This is a genomic window from Paenibacillus sp. 2TAB26, assembly GCF_052115145.1.
Classification (GTDB): Bacteria; Bacillota; Bacilli; order Paenibacillales; family Paenibacillaceae; genus Pristimantibacillus.
In genome coordinates, this window is the sequence record NZ_JBFRGC010000014.1 from 21,120 (window position 1) to 40,441 (window position 19,322).

Genomic DNA, 19,322 nt, shown 5'->3' on the forward strand with positions numbered 1-19,322 from the left:
TTTGTCCCATTGAAAGGAGAATTATCGATATGAATGTTAGGCTTAATGACCAATTTTGGCAGCCCAGGGTTCGGCAAACTATCCAGGAAACGATTCCCTATCAATGGAAGGCGCTGAACGATGAAATCGAAGGCGCGGAGCCGAGTCACGCCGTAGAAAACTTCCGTATCTCGGCAGGAGAACAGACAGGAACTTTCTACGGAATGGTCTTTCAGGACAGTGATGTAGCCAAATGGATCGAAGCTGCTGCGTACAGCCTGCGGCACTTTCCGAATCCGCAGCTCGAAACCGTCATCGATGCGGTTGTTGATCTGATGGGACGTGCCCAGCAGTCAGACGGCTATTTGAACACTTATTTTTCAGTCGCTGCACCGGAACAGCGCTGGAAGGATTTTTCATTCGGGCATGAGCTTTATTGCGCGGGCCATCTGATCGAGGCCGCGGTGGCTTATTACGAGTCCACGGGCAAGCGGGCTTTTGTGGATATGATGTGCCGTTACGCCGATTATATAGACCGGATTATGGGTCCGGATTCGGATAAAATGCAGGTGTACTGTGGTCATGAGGAGATTGAGCTCGCGCTCGTAAAGCTGTTCAAGGCAACGAAAGAACAAAGGTATTTACATTTGAGCCGATACTTCGTAGAGGAGCGTGGAAAGCAGCCGAGTTTCCTGAAGGAGGAGCCCGAGTTCGGCGGACCTTCCAAGGATCGCTGGTTCGATCTGGATTACCATCAGGCTCACACCCCCGTAAGAGAGCAGGAAACGGCAGAAGGACATTCTGTGCGTGCCATGTATTTGTATTCGGCTATGGCGGATCTCGCGATTGCATACGGAGATGCAACGCTGACCGAAGCGCTTCGCAAACTATGGGTTCATGTGACTTCCAAGCGGATGTATATAACGGGAGGGCTTGGCTCGCAAGGTCATGCCGAACGCTTTACGATTGATTACGATCTACCTAATGACACGGCATACACGGAAACATGCGCATCCATCGGACTTGCCATGTGGGCATTTAGAATGCTCCAGATTGAAACTGACAGCCGATACGGGGATGTGATGGAACGGGTTCTATTCAACGGGGTGCTGAGCGGGATGTCGCTAGATGGCAAACGTTATTTTTACGTCAACCCATTGGAGGTTCATCCTGCTGTAACTCAATACCGTTACGATATGCAGCACGTCAAAACCGAGCGTGTAGCGTGGTTCGGCTGCGCTTGTTGTCCGCCTAATATTGCGCGGCTGCTAACGTCTTTGGATACTTACTTCTTTACACAAAACGGCGCGGACATCGCTATGCATCTTTATGCTTCCAATGAGAGTACATTCGATGTTCAAGGAAGAAAGCTGATATTGCATACGGAAACTCATTATCCATGGGACGGAAATATCCAGATCCGACTGCAAACGGATGAGCCGACCGATTGCACGCTTTCTTTCCGAATCCCTTCATGGTGTAGAGATCCTTACATCAAGGTAAACGGGAACTTGCAAGCGCTGGATACGATCGTCAAGAGCGGATATGCGCGTATCAGCAGAACATGGATGGAAAACGACGAGATCCAGCTGTATTTCCCCATGATCGTCGAGCGTATTGAGTCGAACCCCAAAGTGCACGAGAATGCTGGCAAAATCGCTTTGCAATACGGTCCACTCGTTTATTGTATGGAGGAAGTGGACAACGGCCCGGACCTTACGGATATTAGCTTTCCCGAGGATTCTGAATTAATGGCGGTATATAAGGAAGACGTTCTAGGCGGTATTGTCGTGTTAACCGGAGAGGGGCTGCGTTCAGATTTTTGTTGGGAAGATGATCTGTACAGGCCGGTCACGCGAAAAAAGAAGAGCGTCCCAATCTTTGCTGTGCCATACGCATTCTGGGGTAATCGGAAGCTGGGCGAAATGACGGTTTGGATTCGCGAAAAATAAAAAAAGTCCAACGAATGCTTTGTGGATTAAGACACTGCGCTTGAACCGATGACCTCTTACATTCTCATAAATATTGTTAATCCGAAATGAGACTTCTGCGATGCAGAAGTCTTTTTTTGTATGGCAATAGTGATCTGCTTGAGTTTCAGGGTGTGTAATATCCCTATAATTTCGATCGCTCGGAAGTAGTGGAAGGTGGATGATCGACAGAAGGTTTTCAATATGGTAACCTGCAATCATGACAAACTCGACTGGAAAGCCGGATGATTAGCGTGTCCGATTCTCATATGGATTATTTCTGAACAATATGGTTTCTATGAACTGCTCATTTAAGGAGAAGGGACGGCAATGAATGAAAAGTATTTTTGATCGAAACTATACGAACGAGATTTTAGCACGTATCGATAAGTTAGAGGGTCATTCAGAACCACATTGGGGGCAGATGAATGCTGCTCAAATGCTGGCTCACTGCTCCGCATTCCAGGACATTGCCTCGGGCGTTTCTTTCCCAAAGAGAGGATGGCTTGGGATCGTGATTGGAGGTTTCGTGAAACCAATAATGTATAATGACAAGACATTGCCTCGCAATATGTCAACGATCCCGACTATTAAATTTACAGATGAAAGAGAATTCGAGAAAGAAAGAGAATTATTGAAACAAAAAACCGACTTATTTCAGCAAAATGGACCGGAGAGGTGCACGACTCATCCCCACCCCTTTTTCGGCAAGCTTACCTCCGAGCAGTGGGGCATTGGTATCTATAAGCACTTGGACCATCATTTAAAGCAGTTTGGCGTTTAGTTTTCTCTGTGTGATGTTCGGGCTAGGGCATATTTCAAGAGGTCAACGGCTTGATCCTGCTAGTCTCCACCAAACCATAAATTCAAACCACTTCTGCTGAAGTGGTTTATTTATTTGTGACAATGGTTTTCTATTTATATATTTTTTTCATACAATTTCCCATAATTTTTTGGTATTTTGGCGATAATCGTTTGTTAGACTAAGCACAGAAACATGAAGGAGATCACGCTATGTACACGATTTATCTTGTTGAGGATGATATGAACTTGAATCAGATTCTTGCTTATTACTTAAAACAGGAAGGCTGGCAGGTTAGCAGTTTTACGGACGGTGATGAAGCAAGGCGGTCTATTCAGCAAAAACCGGATATGTGGAATCTTGACATATGAAGGTGTTATCCGAAACAACAGAATCAATGACCAACTTTCTTGATAGGTGCAGCCCATTCGGGTTTTCAACGACCTTAATTGTTCTCTCGACGGCTTTCGAAGATAAAAGTTTGGTAGGAAACAATATGTGATTAGGGATGAAACGGAATACCTAGATAGTTTCACTACAGAAACGGCAGAGATGCCGTTTTTTATTTTGATCTTTGTGTGTATGATATTCCATTAGAAAATAATGAATAAAGCCTTTCGGAATAAACTCCAAAAGGCTTCATATCTAAATTCTATAGCTAGATTTTCATCATTGTGTAGTCATCGTAGAAACCGAGGCAAGAATTCAACTACCTCGAATTATTTATTGCGAGCAGAAATTTGAATGTAGTATTGTGGTATGGAATCGGTTTGATATCAGGGTAAGTTTTAGTTTACATAAGATAAAGCAGAGAGAGGGTACTCCATTTTTGTGTATTTAATGTATAAGCAGGGAAAACAGTGTTTAAAATAGAGCGTACTTGTCCGCTGAGTCAGATGTTCCTGACTTAGCGGATTTTTTATAACTACATTGCTGGGGCAACTAGAAGCATGATAGTATTTCAAGTAATCGAATGTTGCTAAATGGTTATTAGAAGAAATTTAAGCAATCCATAAATTAATCCGAATACAACTAGAGGTGAACAGGATGCTGAAAATTAACCGTGAGGACAAGCGTCCAATATGGCAACAACTGCTTGATCAAGCAATCCATAACATCACAACCGGCAAATGGCAGCCAGGCGAGTTGCTGCTGCCTTCTCGTGAACTTGCACTATTAGTGGGTGTCTCTCGTTCAACGATACAGATTGTTTATGAGGAATTATTTAGTCGCGGCTACACGGTTACTTCAAGGCGCGGCGGAACAAGGGTGAGTGACTGGACCAGCAGAACAAGTTTTACAGAGGATGTGAAACCCCGAGGGCCTATCACCCCAGAGTTACCTTTATTAAACGAAGCAGTCAGTCATTTGCAGAGCTGGTTTAGAGGCAAAGAATATCAAAATGTTGAGATCGATTTCAGCCCGCATGAGCCTTATTTGGATCAACATTTTCAGAAAAACTGGAGACACTCATTTTTGCAAGCCTCGAAAGAAACGGACCTGGACAGTTGGACATATGGCAACGCTTATGGTTTCGTTCCACTACGCGAACAGATTGGGCGTTATCTGTCACTCGAGCGAGGTGTTCACGTGCATATCGATCAAATTATTTTAACTTCGGGCGCACAACATAGCCTTGATTTGATCGCTCAAGCACTTTTAAATGAAGGAGAAACGGTTTCCGTAGAAGATCCCGGGTTCCCCGCCGCATGGATGGCCATGAAATATCGGCGGATGAATGTTGTTCCTGTCCCTGTTGATGATTACGGATTACAGGTAGACCACATTCATCCACAATCAAAGCTTGTTTATGTTACGCCTTCACATCAGTGTGCAGTTGGGGTGATCATGTCGGAGCCCCGCAGGCAACAATTGCTACATATGGCTGCTCAGCAGCAATTTTGGATTGTGGAAGACGACTATGACAGCGAATTTCGGTATCGTGGCGACCCGTTGCCTACGTTGTTTAGCCAGCAATCTCAGAACACATTGTATATGATGAGTTTTTCAAAAATGATTGCTCCTGGTATACGAATATCCGCAATCATTGGACCCCAAAAAGCCATTCGCCAGCTAGCACAAGTCCAAGAGCTAACCTATCGTCACCTTCCGATTATGGAGCAATTAACGCTTACACACTTTATTGAACATGGGTATTTCATGCGTCACATGAGAAGGGTCAGAAACGTATATCGGCGCAGACATGAAGCGATGTCGAAAGCCATTAGCTCATCTGGGTTAGGAGAACGTTTCAAGCTAAGCGGCGTAGAAACGGGATTACACATGTTTTTAGAAGCGGAAGACTCGTTTAACGAACAAGCCTTTACGAACCAAGCATTAGAAAAGGGAGTACGCGTTTATCCGCTGAGCCATTATTGTTTGGAAAGTAATCGAAAAGGGTGGGTGCTTGGTTTTGCTAAAGTAGATGAGTCAGCAATAACAAAAGGGATTTATCGTCTTGCGGAGATGCTGCTATAATTCGAACATCTCCGTCTCTTGGGTGAGTGGATCTTTCTCTGTATTTATGATCATGTTTCCTACTATTTCTGCTGAGCTTGTTTTATTCTACTCATTCTGGATGATTTTTGGCGGAAATGTCCATGTATCAAAACATGCGCGGCCAAACCTGCAACGAGACCCCAAAATGCACCGCCAACACCAAGTAATGTAACATTTGCAGCCGTTGCTAAAAAAGTAATCAGAGCTGTCTCACGTCCTTTGGGATCAATTAAAGCGCCTGCAAGACTGCTGCCAATTGTTCCAAGCAAGGCCAATCCGGCTAACGTCGCGATGAAGGTGGCAGGAAGAATCAGAAACAAAGCAGCTAGCGTCACACCAAATAGGCCGACGATAATGTAAAAAATACCACAAGCAATTCCTGCTATATAACGTTTATTTGAGTCTTCATGTGAGTCTTTACCTGTACAAATCGCTGCAGTAATAGCTGCTACATTAAAAGCATGCGACCCGAATGGTGCTGCAAGGAGTGAGCCTAAACCGGTTACTGTCAAAATCGGATTCGCACTCGTTTTAAATCCATCATTTCGCAATACTAGCATTCCAGGCATATATTGCCCCGTCAAAGTAATAACAAATAGAGGTAATGCTACGCTGAGTAAAGTATCAAATGAAAGCTCGGGAACAACAAATATAGGTGTTGCGATTGCCCATTTGATATTGCTGAAATCAACATTTTTCACACTAATCAAGTAGATAAGTCCAATTATTAAAATACCGATGATAGCGTAACGGGATGTAAACCTTTTTAATATTACATAAGCAGCAAATAGGACAACGACAAGTAACGGGTCAAATTCCGCTCCACCGAAGGCTGAAATACCAAACTTCAATAGAATGCCAGCCAGCAAACCAGAAGCAATGCCTGAGGGAATAAGCCGTACGAAACGCTCGAACATTCCCGATAATCCCAAAGCAATAAACCCTAAAGCAGAGATGATGTAAGCGCCAATCACTTCAGAATATGGGGTTACCGCTAATGCCGAAACGAGAAAAGCTGCACCTGGTGTGGACCAAGCCGTAATAATCGGTTCACGGTATCGATAACTTAGCCAAATACCAGTAATCCCTACACCAACGGAGATCGACATTACCCATGAAGCAGTCATTTCAGCGCTCAGACCCGCTGCTTTGGCTGCTTGAAATACGAGAACAAAGGTCCCGCCATAGTTGACAATGACAGATATTAAAGCAGCTATGGTAGGAGATATAAAATCACGGCTGCGCAGTGAAGATGATATTGTATCCATATTCTCTCTCCTAATCATTCTGTTGTGCGGTTTCATCCCAGTAATACTCATCCGGTAAATATCGCTTGCCAAATACGCTTGTCCCTACTCTTATAATGGTTGCCCCTTCTTCAATAGCAACCTTGAAATCCCCAGACATGCCCATCGAGAGAATATCCATTGTTACCCTAGGCAGCTCCTTCTCTATAATCTGTGATTGAATTTGTTTTAATAAGCGGAAGCAATGTCGAGTCTCGTCGTTTGTAGCATTCAGTTTCCCAATAGTCATCAAGCCTTTAACATTTAATGTTTCAAAATGAGACAATTGTTGAACCAACTCCAGTGCAGATTCCGGTAAAACACCGAATTTGCTTTCTTCAAATGATGTATTGACTTGTACCAAGATATCCAAAGTTTTGTTTTCTTTGAGGAGCTGCTGATGTAAGGCTTTTCCGAGCTTCAAACGATCCACAGAATGAATGAGGGTGACATATTTAACAACGTCCTTCACTTTATTCGTTTGCAGATGTCCGATAAAATGCCATTCTACTTGGTTGGACTGCTGCATAAGCGGGAATTTCTCACGAAGTTCTTGAGCTTTATTTTCGCCAAATAATACTTCACCCGCTTGTATGGCAATGCGCAACTTTTCAAGCTGAACCGTTTTTGTCGCTAACAAAAGCTTTACTTCATCTTTCTTGCGTCCTGAGTGCTGGCAAGCCAATTCCATCTGATCCTTTACGGATCTAAGATTTTGTTCAACGAAATGGACCATGTCTGTTCAGCCTTCTTTCTGGAAACGCACAGACTATGCGCAATGTTTTTTCTGTATAGTCATCCATTAGAATTTTTTACTTGTACATTTTTTCTGCCTCAATCGGATTTTCTTTTGCTGTTATTTGATGGGGATCAATTCGGTAAACCTGAACAGATGTATTGAAAACAGCAGACCTGTATTTATCTACATGCTGTTTGGACAATGGGCGGTTATAATAACCAGGCACATATTTGTTGAGCATTTCCTGCAACATATATGTAGCTTCGTCCAGATCCACGATGAGCTCGGCCTTGCCGAAAATCATGACGCTCATATAGGCTGTGTCTGTCTTAGCCGGTACTGGATCAGTAATGGTTCCATATTCTTCACAAACCGTAAAACAAACCTCAGGGTTTACACTCATGACCTGATTGCGTCTCCCGCCTCCGGCACCATGAAAATAAAGCTTCTCATTTGCCCAAACAAAGTTGAGCGGAACAACATAGGGCAGCTGACCATCAACCATGCCTAGATGGCCAATTCGTGCTTTGCTCAGGAAAGCTTCAATTTTGTTGCTATCGAGCACCTCTCTAATCTTGTAACGAACCATATCCATTCTCAACCACTCCTTCAATTCATTTATTTTCGCAAGCATATCAGTCATTGGAGTGAGTTAGTAGATCCAAAAATACTCTTATCGAGCAATCCATATTTATTTGGTGGTTCGAAAATTTCTATGGCATTGCCACTTAGAGGAAAATGGTGTCTGAATTTATCGCAATAACTTTTCGCCGAGTTGGCTTCATCAGCGATTAAATCAAGATTCAAAGAGCCTGTTGACATTTCTGAAAGTTAACGATATTCTAAAAGAAATTATGTTAGTGAGTACTAACTATAAATGTCTGAGATCTACTAAAATAAATGAGGATTTGGAGAACGGGATGACCACAGACAATAAAAGCAAGCTGATGCTGGCAGCAATTGATTTAATGGCTGAGAAAGGCTACAAAGGCGTATCAACGAAGGAGATAGCTGCAGCGGCAGGCGTCAGCGAAATGACCTTGTTTCGCAATTTTGGAAGCAAGCAAAATCTACTGGACAAAGCAGTCGATCATTATCATTATTCGATTGAAATGACTAAGATTTTTCATGAAAAAGTAATTTGGGATTTGAGAGCGGACTTGCTCATGATAAGCCAAATGTATCATGAGATCATGGATCGAAACCGTAAACTGTTTCTCATTGTCTTGAGTGACAACGAGCTGGCCGAGATTCGTGAGAAAGCGCAGAAGCATCCGCGGAAACTATTGGAGCTATTGACGAATTATTTTGCAGACATGCAGGAAAAGAACAAACTGATTGCAACCGATGCGGAAACACAGGCCATTACCTTCATGTGGATGAATTATGGAGCTTTCATAACACAGCTATTTGGTGCGTCATCCATCACTAAGGTGACCCAGCAAAATTTTATGCAATCGAGCATTGAATTGTTTGTTAGAGCTCTGACTCCGTAGTTTTTAAGCATTAGTTAGTGAGTACCAACAACCATTTGGGAGGTGTTGCATTGAGTAATAAACAATATTCCGAATCAGGCAAAATAGTTGGTCAAACGGCATCGGTGGGTTATCAAGTTGGTGTTCGGAGAACGTTTCCGATTTCGCAAGAAGAGGCTTGGGCGTTTCTCACCTCTACCGAAGGGCTGAAATTATGGCTCGGCAGCCTATCTTTCTTAAATTTGCACAAGGGAGAGACTTTTACGACTCCTGAAGGTATTTCTGGCGAATTTAGGGTTGTAAAACCGTTTCAGCAGCTTCGCTTAAAGTGGGAGAAGAACGAATGGGAGAAACCATCGACGCTGCAAATCCGGGTGCTATCCGATAAACCTGACAAAACAACGATCAGTTTCCATCAAGAAAATCTGGATCATCCGAATACGCGTGAACAAATGAAGCTTTATTGGGAAGATGTATTGATGACCATTAGACTTAAGACAAGTGATTCCGTAAATGATGAAAGGAAATGAGTATGAAAAAAGTTCACTGATTTAATTAGTTCCTGTAAAGCGATAAGGTCAGGGGGGTTACTGCCCATTAGGCTCCACCATACTAAACAAATTAACCACGTCCATCGGACGTGGTTTTCTGTTCATTAGGTGGATAGCTTATGAGGAGATGCACCATTAAAATATTGCCAAAATAAAAGCGTCATGTTTTATGATGAGCTGGCATGCGGAGTATTAAGAATCCAAACCGTTAAATGGATAAAATTTTCATAAATTACATCGTAATAAATGCTTTACAAGACATATGTGGGTGTACTATTATGAAATAGGACACCAAATGGTGTCTGATTAAAAAATAGAAAGGATGAGTATTTTAAATGCATATACTAGCCATTGTTCTTCAAAGTTGGCTGCTTTTTTCTATGGCTTTTTTTGGAGGAAGCAAGATTGTTGGAGCAAAACATCAGGTTGAACTGTTTGATTCGATTAAACTTCCTCAATGGTTTCGCGTCATTACGGGCTACGTTCAAATTGTTGCCTGCATAGGACTCATTGTCGGCTATTGGTATGCGGGGATTGCGGCATGGACCGCATTATTGGTGGGCGTCATGATGCTATTGGCGTGCCTCACGCATTTCAGAGTCAAACATCAAATCGGAAAAATATTCCCTGCCATATTGAATCTTTTAATAGCTGCTGCAGTAGTGCTATTATATGCAGATGAACTGTCCAATCTATTTGGGTAAGGATAGTGGAATTCACCAATAAAACAAATCAACCACGCCCATAGGACGTGGTTGGTTTGTTTTAAACCTATTCAATAAATTTCCTTCAAAATCTCGAAAACTTCCTCTAAAGTAAGGCCGAAGGTTTTGTAATAGGAAGTGTCAATAATCATTTGCTTCATAATCATTTCATTGCGTTTTTGCAGCATCTCATCAGGGGAGAGCTCGGCTACAAAACAGCCTTTGCCGGTTACGGTATAAATCAATCCAAGCCGTTCAAGTTCTTCCCACGCTTTTTTTACGGTAATGATACTAACACGAAGCTCTGTGGCGGCTTGTCGTATGGGAGGTAAGCTGTAACCATTTTCTAGTTCACCTTTTAGAATTTGTGCGCTAATTTGTTCGAAAAGCTGCTGATAGATCGGTTTATCAGATGAGTTCGAAATAGCTATGTTCATTAAATTTCCACTTTCTGAAAACGTTTGATTGCAATATGATAAGCGATTATCGTAAATATCGCAAATATGACGATGCCCGAGAACAAGATGGATAGATGAATTCCCAAATGATCAGTACCATTTCCTTTGAAAAGATCATACACAAATGAATTCTGTATTCCGAGCCATTCTGCGCCTCCTGCAAACAGTATCGCAGCTGTAATGGACACAATCGTTGCTGCGCCGTATTTATAGGCTGTTTTATAATACATCGATATAAGGATAATGTTGAAGATTGCAATCATAACGAAGCATAGTCCCCAAAAACCAAAGGACGGTTTGAAGAAAAAATAGGTCAGATTTGGATATAAGCGAATAGTAATCAAACCATATATCATGGCAACAATGATGTGCATTAATTCCAGGATAACAATAACGTATACCTTTGCTTTTACAATGTCTTTTTTGGTTACAGGCAGCATGTTTGTAAATATCAAATCATTCTGAGATTTATACCCTGCAAACATATTCGGTATCGTTAGGAAACAGAAGTAGAGGATGACAAGGAAATATAACCATGAGGGAATTAGCATTAAAGCACCCGTCAAAAAAGGCATGATATAAAAGAATGGGCTTACGCCTAGCTTTAATTCTTTCATTAGTAAATTATACATGCACAATCTCCTTTTTCGCGAAATAGATCATAATCTCCTCAAGACTAGGCAAAGTTGATTTAATATTCCAAGAGGGATCAAAGTCTTTAGTATGGATCAAGGCTGTAAAGCCGAATGAATTCTTTTTGTAGGCAATTAACTGGTCTTTTATCAAATCCAATTGTTCTTCTTTCCCGTTCACCAAGCGGTAGGTATCAATAAATTCTTCTTTCTCAGAGCTGTTGATAATATGACCGTTATCGATAAAAGTAATATAATCGGCACATTTTTCCAAATCAGTTGTGATATGAGTGGAAAACAGGATGCTGATTTCACCATCTTCCACTAGTTCTTGAAAAATATCCAATAAATTGTCCCTTGCCACCGGATCAAGTCCGCTTGTTGGTTCATCAAGAATAAGCAGTTTTGCGCCGTGTGATAAAGCGATGGCTAAGCTGTATTTCACTTTCATCCCGGTTGATAATTCAGCTATTTTTTTCTTTTCATTCAAATTAAATCTCTTGAGATAATTGTAATAGGCTTCATCATTCCAATTATGATAAAACTTTTTGATTACATTAGTTAATGTTTTGACTTTGTTTCGAGTATAGAAATTGATGTCACCAAAGGCAGAGCCGATTTCTTGTTTTAATTCGAGCTCGTGTTTGGTCATCTCCTTGCCCAAAATACTAATCTCGCCGCTATCCTTATGAATCAAATTCAAAATGGCTTTTATTGTCGTTGTTTTTCCTGCGCCGTTGGCTCCGATAAATCCCATAATATAACCCTTTTCCAGTTGAAAAGATACGTCTTTTAAATGAAAATGCTCATATTTTTTATTTAAATTTTTAATTTCTAACGCAAGCATATAATCAACTCCTTTGCGGATTGTGTATGTTGTGCATGCACAATATATCATTGAAACCATTCGCATGTCAATAACAAGAAATTTATGGATGAGTCTGTTTGTTTCTTGTTTATCGTAGTTTGGCATACTTAATCGAGTCGAATTGGCGAGAGGATTGACTTATTTCAGGAGGAGGGTTTGAAGAAGGCAATAAGCAATTGATGACCAAACTGTTTTGAAGGAGTGTCTAAGCGTGGTGGCGTTTTTTTTGTATAGAATGCCAGGGGGACGATCTCCGGGATGCAGTCCGAGTGGGGAGTGAAAAGGTCTCCAAGGAACAAACCATCATGTAATAAAATTCATTTTAGAACATTGGCCCATGCCCTATACGAATGTCCTTCATACGATATACAGTGCCTTATGTTAAATGACAGAGTAAGTAATTGCTCAATGAGAGATGTGATTATTTAAATTAAAAACGGAGCTTACTGGTTGAGTTGTTTTTAAAGTGTGCGGAGTGTAACAGCACATGGCTCAAGCAATCCGAAGCTGCTAAAAATAACACCAGCCCAATTTACTTGTTTATTTGGCGTGGCTTAGTAAGTGAAGATTCAAAACATCGATAAGCTAACCAAACTTTTGATTCTCAAATGGGCTAGACAAGCCAGCGGCGCTGACTCGTCCTTATTAATAAATAGTGTAGATGTGAAACCAGTTCTGGAGGGAAAACGGTCGTAGTCAGGGATGGGATCAAGGATTAGTCTAATATGATATTGCCTTGGTTATCGCTGTTTAGGAAGGCTTTGTATAATGGCGTTCTGACACTATTTTGATTCATATGGTGCAGCTAAGGAGATGAGAATACTGAAGAAGATAACAGTAAAAAAACGTTTTGCTCGTTACAATCACAGGCATTTTCAATTTAGAAAAAAACGATGCCAAAAGTGTAAGAAAAGGCATTGTAAGTGCGGTATTAGACAGGAAGTTATAGTAAATGTCAAAGCAAGGCGAAGAGCAGCGAGTGTTAAAGGAGCAACAGGAGCAACAGGAGAAACGGGAGCAACGGGGGCAACAGGAGTCACAGGGGCGACAGGAGCAACAGGAGCAATCGGAGTTACAGGAGCAACAGAAGCAACAGGAGCAATTGGGGTTACAGGAGCAACCGGAGCGACAGGAATGATAGGTCCAATTGGAACAACAGGAGCAACAGGTGATCCTGGTGTGACAGGATCAATAGGGGCAACTGGGGTTACAGGAGCAACAGGTCCAACAGGAAATCCAGGTGGGGCGACAGGTGAAACAGGATCAACAGGGTCAACAGGAGCAACGGGAGTCATAGGAGCGACAGGTGAAACAGGAGCAACAGGAGTCATAGGAGCGACAGGAGTAACAGGAGCAACAGGTGATCCAGGTGTGACAGGATCAATAGGGGCAACTGGGGTTACAGGAGCAACAGGTCCAACAGGAAATCCAGGTGGAGCGACAGGTGAAACAGGATCAACAGGTGAGACAGGGGCAACGGGGCCAACAGGAGCAACAGGAGCGACAGGTGAGGGGTCTACAGGAGCGACAGGAGTAACGGGTGCAACAGGAGCAACAGGTGAGACAGGAGCAACGGGGTCAACAGGAGCAACAGGAGAAGCGGGTGCAACGGGAGTAACGGGAGTAGCGGGAGCGACAGGTGAGACAGGGGCAACGGGTGCGACAGGAGTAACGGGAGCAACAGGAGCAACGGGTACAACAGGAGTAACGGGAACAACAGGAGCGACAGGTGAGGGGTCAACAGGAGCGACAGGTGAAGGGTTGTCAGCTTATGGTTATGTATTCAATACAGGTAGCCAGTCAGTGGCGGTTGAAACGGATATTATTTTCGATAGCAATGGTAATCTAAATAACATCACCCATACACCGAATACATCACAAATTATGATAAATAACGCTGGAGACTATGCCGTTTATTATATTGTAACTGCAGTAGAAAGTAATCAATTTACCTTGTATCAGAATGGTGCCCCTGTTGGCGGAAGTGTATATGGTTCGGGTGCTGGTACTCAATCTAACCCAGGCATGATTATTATTACTGCTGCCGCTAGTGATGTACTAACTTTAAGAAATCATTCCAGCGCCTCTAGCGTTACTTTACAAACCAATGCCGGGGGATCTCAAATCAATTCAAATGCTTCCATTCTTATTATGAAAATAAGTTCTTAGGATTTCTTTCAAAATTGTGAAAGGATAAGTTAATGTAATTTACAGAACTATCCGGATGAAAATGTAAGTATTTTAATGTGATGAGGCTAGTGCTGACTCACCTTTAGACTGCACCAATAAAAAAATCACGTCCATTGGGCGTGATTTTTTTTATATGTTGGAATGCCCAATGAGCGAACCACAGCGTCAGCGCGTGTGGAAGGATTGAACTGAGAAAGCTGTATCGAATGAGGGAGCACACTGTCTGAATCCATTGCTAAACGTCATCATTGAGTTACCTTCATCAGCAATTAAATCAAGTCTAGGAGAACCCAAGCTGGATAAGCCTGTTAGACGAGATGAAGCTCTTTAGTGCTCAATTTCTAAGAATTGTTATATAAAAATACAAGTTTTTAATCTGCTGGTTCAGTTTTTGAGTGTGATAAAATGAAAGGTGCGCTTGATAGGCTCAAAAACGATATGAGGAGTGAATGATACACAAATGATGCAATATAGGAGAAAATGGCTCCCAAATACGTTGAAATATAGACTGTTTATCGCGTATATCACACTACTGATGCTTCCTTTGTGCATCGCAATTTATTATCTTTTCCAGCATTTCGAAACGATTCGGCAGAATGATATGATCGACCGCATGTCTGAGCGTATGCAGCAGGTTTATATATCCTTAACGGATATGATGGCATTTTCATATAAAGCGAATACCATGCTGAGCCAGGATGAAAGTCTGATCCAGATTATGCACGCCCCTGATAGATATGATCCTTTTGTACGAAAGAAAATAATAGAAAGCAAAATGTTCGGAATCAACAACAGCTTTTTTTTCCATCAGACGGAGCTGTATTTTCGTTTTATCGACCGTAATGGCAATGTATACACCTCCTATGCTCCCAATGACCAGTTGACAAACGAACGRAAAGAATTGCAGGAGTGGCAAAATAAGCTGCAAATCGGCTTGCGTCCTTACCGATGGGTAGCGAACGACTGGAATGATGTAAGAGGAAGTCAAGGAAGTAAGCTGCTAAGTCTGTATACGATGCTGGACGACGAGCTGCGGGGAAATTATGGATTAGCACGTATCAGCATCAACATTCAGGAATGGTTCAACAATACGCTAAAAGATAATCCGGTCAATCAGGATCTAACGATTTTTACCGGGCAAGAAGAAATCATTTTGCAAAATAAGGAATCTGCTTTCGGTGTCGACAGCATGAAAAGGATCATTTCTTCACATGCAAAAAATGGACATTACAAAGATGAACGCGCTTTGTCACTAGTCAATTACAGTTATGTGGAGGAGCTGGATTGGTATGTCGTTAGTCAAATGCCCTTAAGTGAGCTTCAGCGTGAAGTGAAGCAATTAAGACTGATGATCTATATGTTTCTCATTATTCTGGTAATCGTTTTCATCACGGTAACCTTCTTTTTGGCGTCTCGAATAACGAAGCCGTTGTATGTTTTGAAACGAAGCATGGAAGAGGCGTCGGACAAGAAGCTGAATGTTAAAATATCGATCAACCAAGGTGCAACAGATGAAATTCGTTCGCTAAGCGATAGCTTTAACCGAATGATTGATGATGTTGTTCTGCTAATTGCTAAGCTGAAACAGGAGGAGCGGCAAAAGCAGGTAGTCCGTTTTCAAATGCTGCTCTACCAAATGAACCCGCATTTTCTCTTGAATACGTTGAACACTGTCAAATGGATTGCAAGAAAAGAGAAACAGGACGCCATTGCGGGTATTTGTACTTCTTTAGGCTTAATATTGGAGGCTAGTCTGAATTCCGATATTGAGCTGATTCCACTTAAAGAAGAGATCACTTTGCTGCGATCCTATGAATCCATACAGGCGTTTCGATTTAGAGAACAATTTACAATCGAATATGAAACAGAGGAATCGGTACAGTATGCGCTTGTTCCCAAATTTAGTTTGCAGCCTCTGACAGAAAACTCTATCGCCCACGGCTTTAATATGTCTGAAGGTCGTGGCACCATATGGGTCAGGGCGCGAGCGGAGGGGAGCGAGCTTGTTCTGGAAGTGGAAGATAACGGAATTGGCATGGAAGAGGCAGCCCGCAATAAGGGGAGACGCAGCGGACACGGGATTGGACTAAGCAATTTAAGAGAAAGGCTGGAGCTGCTCTTTAAGCGTGAGGGTGTGATTGAACTTATATCGGGCGCGGAAGGAACCCTCGTTCGAATACGTATGCCATTATTGATTGCAGCGCCTTATTCACAGAAAGGAGATGACGGACATGTGGACGATTTTATTGGTGGAAGATGAAGTGTTTGTTCGTGAAGCCATTAGAGAAATTTTGGACTGGGAAAGCCATGGTTTTTGTGTTGTCGGCGAAGCGGGCAACGGCAATGAGGCGCTTTCGGCTATTGTGGATTTGAAGCCGGATGTCGTCATCGCCGATATAGTTATACCTGGAATGGACGGGATCGAATTGCTGAAGGAAACACGGAAAGCCGGTATACGTAGCCGCTTTATTATGCTGACGGCTATGAACCAGTTCGATTATGCTCGGGATGCGCTTCAATACGGAGCTTCCAACTATTTGCTGAAACTATCCTTAAATGATGATGTTTTGCTGGAAAGTTTGGCACGAATCAAGGAGGATTTGCTTGCAGAGCTTAAAGGGGTCGGAGAGGCGCTTTTACCTTATTATCACCGCACGTGGGCGGTTATTTTGGGAACAGGAGTATCGGCTCAGGCAGATGCAGCGGAGCTTGTCTTGACGGTGAAGAAATTCAGCAGTCTGAGATTAGAGATTGTAGTCACTCTAAACGGTGCCGCACCTGCTCGCATGGATCAAGTTGGAATCCGGCCGGAAAAATATCTGCTGGTCCAAACCTTCCATGATGCGGGTCAGACAACTTTCTTTTGCTGGAGTTTTCAGAATAAGTCAGAATCGGTCAGCCAGATCCTGTCCCAGCGGATGATTGAAACAACGCCTATTAGCAACTTGTCCCGTTTGTCCGATGATYGGCTGCATGCGCTGAATCAATTAAACGGCGATTGGTACGGTCGTGATACTGATCCGATAGGGGAGAAACACGTGAAGGTGCCAATCGAGGAGCTGGAGGCTGAGTTGATTCGCTGCTTTGAAGAGAGGAATGAACCAAAATGCACGGAGGCAGCAACGCTGATCTGGTCGTGTATGAAAGACTCGTCATTTTCTCATGTGGAAGTGAAAAAACGAGCAGCCCATCTGCTTCATGTTGTGACGATGCTGGCAGGACGGAAATCGGAGGATCGGACAGACATCTACTCTGCCGTAAGCCATGAATCGCTGCTTGCGCTTATGCAGCAAGCAATACGGGAGCTTATTAGGCAGAAGCAAGAGGAGCATATAAGCTATACAGACCATCCAGAGGTGAACCGGGTGATTCAATATATGCTGGAGCATTACAGGGAAAACATTAAAGTTACGGATTTGGCTAGTCTGGTAGCAATCAATGTAGACTATTTGAGCACCGTATTCGGCAAAAAAACGGGATTGACGCCAATCGCCTATTTGCGAAACATTCGTATTGAACAATCCAAACGTCTGCTGGTGCATTCCAAGCTCAGTGTAGAAGAGATCGCGAGTCAGACGGGCTTCGCTGACGATGCGTACTTCATCAAAGTGTTCAAGCGCTTGGTTGGACAAACACCCAGCTCCTTTAGGAAAGAGAACAATATATAAGTTTTATACAGCCAATCCGCAAGTTTCGTCTCTTATAGACCCAAGAGCGAGTTGATATAGTTGGGATGTATTAAACATCCGATTAGGGAGGTTACAAGAAAGATGAGAAACAGAAAGAGATTGGTTGCAGGCTTGATTTCAATAGTGGCGGTGTCTCTGATGCTTGCTGGCTGTGGCGGAAACAATAATGGTAATGGAGGAGCGAAATCACCGGAAGCATCTTCTAACGCAGAGCCCGGCAAGGCGGCAAGCGCAGACCCAATCAAGCTGACTCTGTGGGGAGCCGTGCCGGCAGAGAATGGCCCGCAAGAGGTTGTCGACAACTGGAATAAAGAAAATTCAGATATTCAGCTGGAATACGTACGGTTCGTCAATGATGATGCTGGCAATCTGAAGCTGGATACAGCGCTCATATCCAGCCAGCCTGTAGATATGTACATTAGCTATGATATCAGTCTTTACGAGAAGCGGATCAAAGCAGGAAACGCGCTTGATTTGAGCGCTTTCTCCGACTACAACGTGGAAGAAAAAATGGGCGAAGGCGCCGCTTTGTGGAAGATTGACGACAAGTATTATGGTGTACCTACCCAGAAGGGCTTGTCCTTTGTCTGGTTAAACAAGGATATGCTCGACGCCAAGGGATTGCCGGTTCCGACAGAATGGGGACTGGATGAGTTAAAGGATTATGCCGCCAAGCTGAAGGGTGACAACGTTTGGGGATTAGCGCAAAGCGATTATTATTTCAATGTACCAATCAACGGTTCCATGCAGAAGCAAAGCCTGCAGCTAACGAATCCGGACGGTACTTCAGCTTTCGACAATCCGTTGACGGTCAAAGCGCTTCAGGTTTATTCGGACATGATGTTCACAGATAAAAGCTTGATGCCTCATACGGAGCAGATCACCTCAAAGCCTGCTTTGGATCAAATGTTTGTGAAGGGAGAAACCGCGATGTTATTCTCCACGAACCAGATTTTCCGCACAACTAATAATGTAAAAGAATTTCCGCGTACGTTCAAGGCGGCGGCGGCACCTGCTCCCAAGATTAACAAGGATCAGAGCGATTATATTAACGCCGGCGGTTTGGGAGACGTGATTTCCATAAATCCCCGAACTAAGCATCCGGAAGCCACCTGGAAGTTCATCAAGTGGTATGCAGACGGCGGAATGCTGCCGATGGCGGCAGGCGGAAGAGTTCCTTCATCCAAGGACTTTCCAGTCGATGAGGCTGTCGCCCTTATGTTTAAGGGTGTAGAGGACACGTATGACCTAGAATCGATTAAGCGGGTCATGTTCGGGGATCTTCCGCTAGGCCTGAGTCGTCTGGATCGGAAAACGTCAAGTGAACAGCAGTCAATCTACGACAATGTATTTTCCCAAAAGCTGTCTCCTGAGGAAGGCGCGAAGGAGTTAGCGAGGGTGCATAACAAGAATTTGCAAGAGTCATCTAAGTAACACTGCTAGGCCAGGTGGAGGCGGGGCTTTGGCGCCGCTACCCCTT

17 protein-coding genes are annotated in these 19,322 nt (G+C 43.2%); 11 read left to right on the top strand and 6 right to left on the bottom strand.

Going from position 1 to position 19,322, the window contains the following annotated elements:
- Window positions 1-29 precede the first annotated feature (29 nt).
- From AB4Z50_RS17155 to pdxR, 4 genes are all read left to right on the top strand, one after another.
- Complete coding sequence (locus AB4Z50_RS17155; protein ID WP_441880836.1) at window positions 30-1,931, top strand: glycoside hydrolase family 127 protein; 1,902 nt, start codon at window positions 30-32, stop codon at window positions 1,929-1,931.
- A 352-nt stretch (window positions 1,932-2,283) separates the two neighbouring features.
- Window positions 2,284-2,733: a DUF1569 domain-containing protein gene (locus AB4Z50_RS17160; protein WP_441880837.1), complete on the top strand. Its 450-nt coding sequence runs from the start codon at window positions 2,284-2,286 to the stop codon at window positions 2,731-2,733.
- A gap of 230 nt (window positions 2,734-2,963) precedes the next feature.
- Complete coding sequence (locus tag AB4Z50_RS17165; protein WP_339203977.1) at window positions 2,964-3,122, top strand: hypothetical protein; 159 nt, start codon at window positions 2,964-2,966, stop codon at window positions 3,120-3,122.
- A gap of 676 nt (window positions 3,123-3,798) precedes the next feature.
- Window positions 3,799-5,229, top strand: coding sequence for a MocR-like pyridoxine biosynthesis transcription factor PdxR (gene pdxR, locus AB4Z50_RS17170; RefSeq protein ID WP_441880838.1), 1,431 nt, complete (start codon window positions 3,799-3,801; stop codon window positions 5,227-5,229).
- 62 nt (window positions 5,230-5,291) lie between these two features.
- Here pdxR and AB4Z50_RS17175 read toward each other — a convergent pair whose 3' ends face one another.
- The 3 genes from AB4Z50_RS17175 to AB4Z50_RS17185 all read right to left on the bottom strand — a co-directional run bounded on the left by AB4Z50_RS17175 (window position 5,292) and on the right by AB4Z50_RS17185 (window position 7,870).
- Window positions 5,292-6,518 carry a benzoate/H(+) symporter BenE family transporter gene (locus AB4Z50_RS17175; protein WP_441880839.1) on the bottom strand — a complete coding sequence of 409 codons (1,227 nt, stop codon included), beginning with the start codon at window positions 6,516-6,518 and terminating at the stop codon, window positions 5,292-5,294.
- Between the two features lie 10 nt (window positions 6,519-6,528).
- Entirely contained in the window at window positions 6,529-7,272 is a 744-nt protein-coding gene (locus tag AB4Z50_RS17180) for a YggS family pyridoxal phosphate-dependent enzyme (protein WP_441880840.1), read from the bottom strand.
- Between the two features lie 76 nt (window positions 7,273-7,348).
- On the bottom strand, window positions 7,349-7,870 hold the full coding sequence (locus tag AB4Z50_RS17185) for a pyridoxamine 5'-phosphate oxidase family protein (RefSeq protein ID WP_441880841.1): 522 nt from the start codon (window positions 7,868-7,870) through the stop codon (window positions 7,349-7,351).
- Window positions 7,871-8,195: 325 nt separating this feature from the next.
- Here AB4Z50_RS17185 and AB4Z50_RS17190 point away from each other — a divergent pair, with 325 nt between their 5' ends.
- From AB4Z50_RS17190 to AB4Z50_RS17200, 3 genes are all read left to right on the top strand, one after another.
- A complete protein-coding gene (locus AB4Z50_RS17190; protein WP_256711031.1) occupies window positions 8,196-8,771 on the top strand; it encodes a TetR/AcrR family transcriptional regulator in 576 nt (191 codons plus the stop codon).
- A 50-nt stretch (window positions 8,772-8,821) separates the two neighbouring features.
- Window positions 8,822-9,280 (top strand): SRPBCC family protein, encoded by a 459-nt coding sequence (locus tag AB4Z50_RS17195; protein WP_441880842.1) that lies wholly within the window; start codon window positions 8,822-8,824, stop codon window positions 9,278-9,280.
- 356 nt (window positions 9,281-9,636) lie between these two features.
- A complete protein-coding gene (locus AB4Z50_RS17200; RefSeq protein ID WP_441880843.1) occupies window positions 9,637-10,005 on the top strand; it encodes a DoxX family protein in 369 nt (122 codons plus the stop codon).
- Between the two features lie 71 nt (window positions 10,006-10,076).
- On the opposite strand, the gene AB4Z50_RS17205 is transcribed toward AB4Z50_RS17200, so the two are convergent.
- The 3 genes from AB4Z50_RS17205 to AB4Z50_RS17215 are packed head-to-tail and all read right to left on the bottom strand — an operon-like array spanning window position 10,077 to window position 11,942.
- Window positions 10,077-10,442, bottom strand: coding sequence for a GntR family transcriptional regulator (locus AB4Z50_RS17205; RefSeq protein ID WP_441880844.1), 366 nt, complete (start codon window positions 10,440-10,442; stop codon window positions 10,077-10,079).
- The gene (locus AB4Z50_RS17210; RefSeq protein ID WP_076270473.1) at window positions 10,442-11,095 is read right to left on the bottom strand and encodes an ABC-2 transporter permease; all 654 of its coding nucleotides are present in this window, start codon (window positions 11,093-11,095) and stop codon (window positions 10,442-10,444) included. Before AB4Z50_RS17210 ends, AB4Z50_RS17205 begins: the two co-directional genes overlap by 1 nt.
- Complete coding sequence (locus AB4Z50_RS17215; protein ID WP_441880845.1) at window positions 11,088-11,942, bottom strand: ABC transporter ATP-binding protein; 855 nt, start codon at window positions 11,940-11,942, stop codon at window positions 11,088-11,090. Before AB4Z50_RS17215 ends, AB4Z50_RS17210 begins: the two co-directional genes overlap by 8 nt.
- Before the next feature lie 834 nt (window positions 11,943-12,776).
- On the opposite strand from AB4Z50_RS17215, the gene AB4Z50_RS17220 reads away from it, so the two are divergent.
- The 4 genes from AB4Z50_RS17220 (at window position 12,777) to AB4Z50_RS17235 (ending at window position 19,276) form a co-directional block, all read left to right on the top strand.
- Complete coding sequence (locus AB4Z50_RS17220) at window positions 12,777-14,132, top strand: BclA C-terminal domain-containing protein (RefSeq protein WP_441880846.1); 1,356 nt, start codon at window positions 12,777-12,779, stop codon at window positions 14,130-14,132.
- Between the two features lie 517 nt (window positions 14,133-14,649).
- Window positions 14,650-16,413, top strand: coding sequence for a cache domain-containing sensor histidine kinase (locus tag AB4Z50_RS17225; RefSeq protein ID WP_441880847.1), 1,764 nt, complete (start codon window positions 14,650-14,652; stop codon window positions 16,411-16,413).
- Window positions 16,385-17,821, top strand: a complete 1,437-nt coding sequence (locus AB4Z50_RS17230) for a response regulator transcription factor (protein ID WP_441880848.1) — start codon at window positions 16,385-16,387, stop codon at window positions 17,819-17,821. The genes AB4Z50_RS17225 and AB4Z50_RS17230 overlap by 29 nt, the downstream gene beginning before the upstream one ends.
- A 102-nt stretch (window positions 17,822-17,923) precedes the next feature.
- Window positions 17,924-19,276: an ABC transporter substrate-binding protein gene (locus AB4Z50_RS17235; protein ID WP_441880849.1), complete on the top strand. Its 1,353-nt coding sequence runs from the start codon at window positions 17,924-17,926 to the stop codon at window positions 19,274-19,276.
- Window positions 19,277-19,322: the final 46 nt, after the last annotated feature.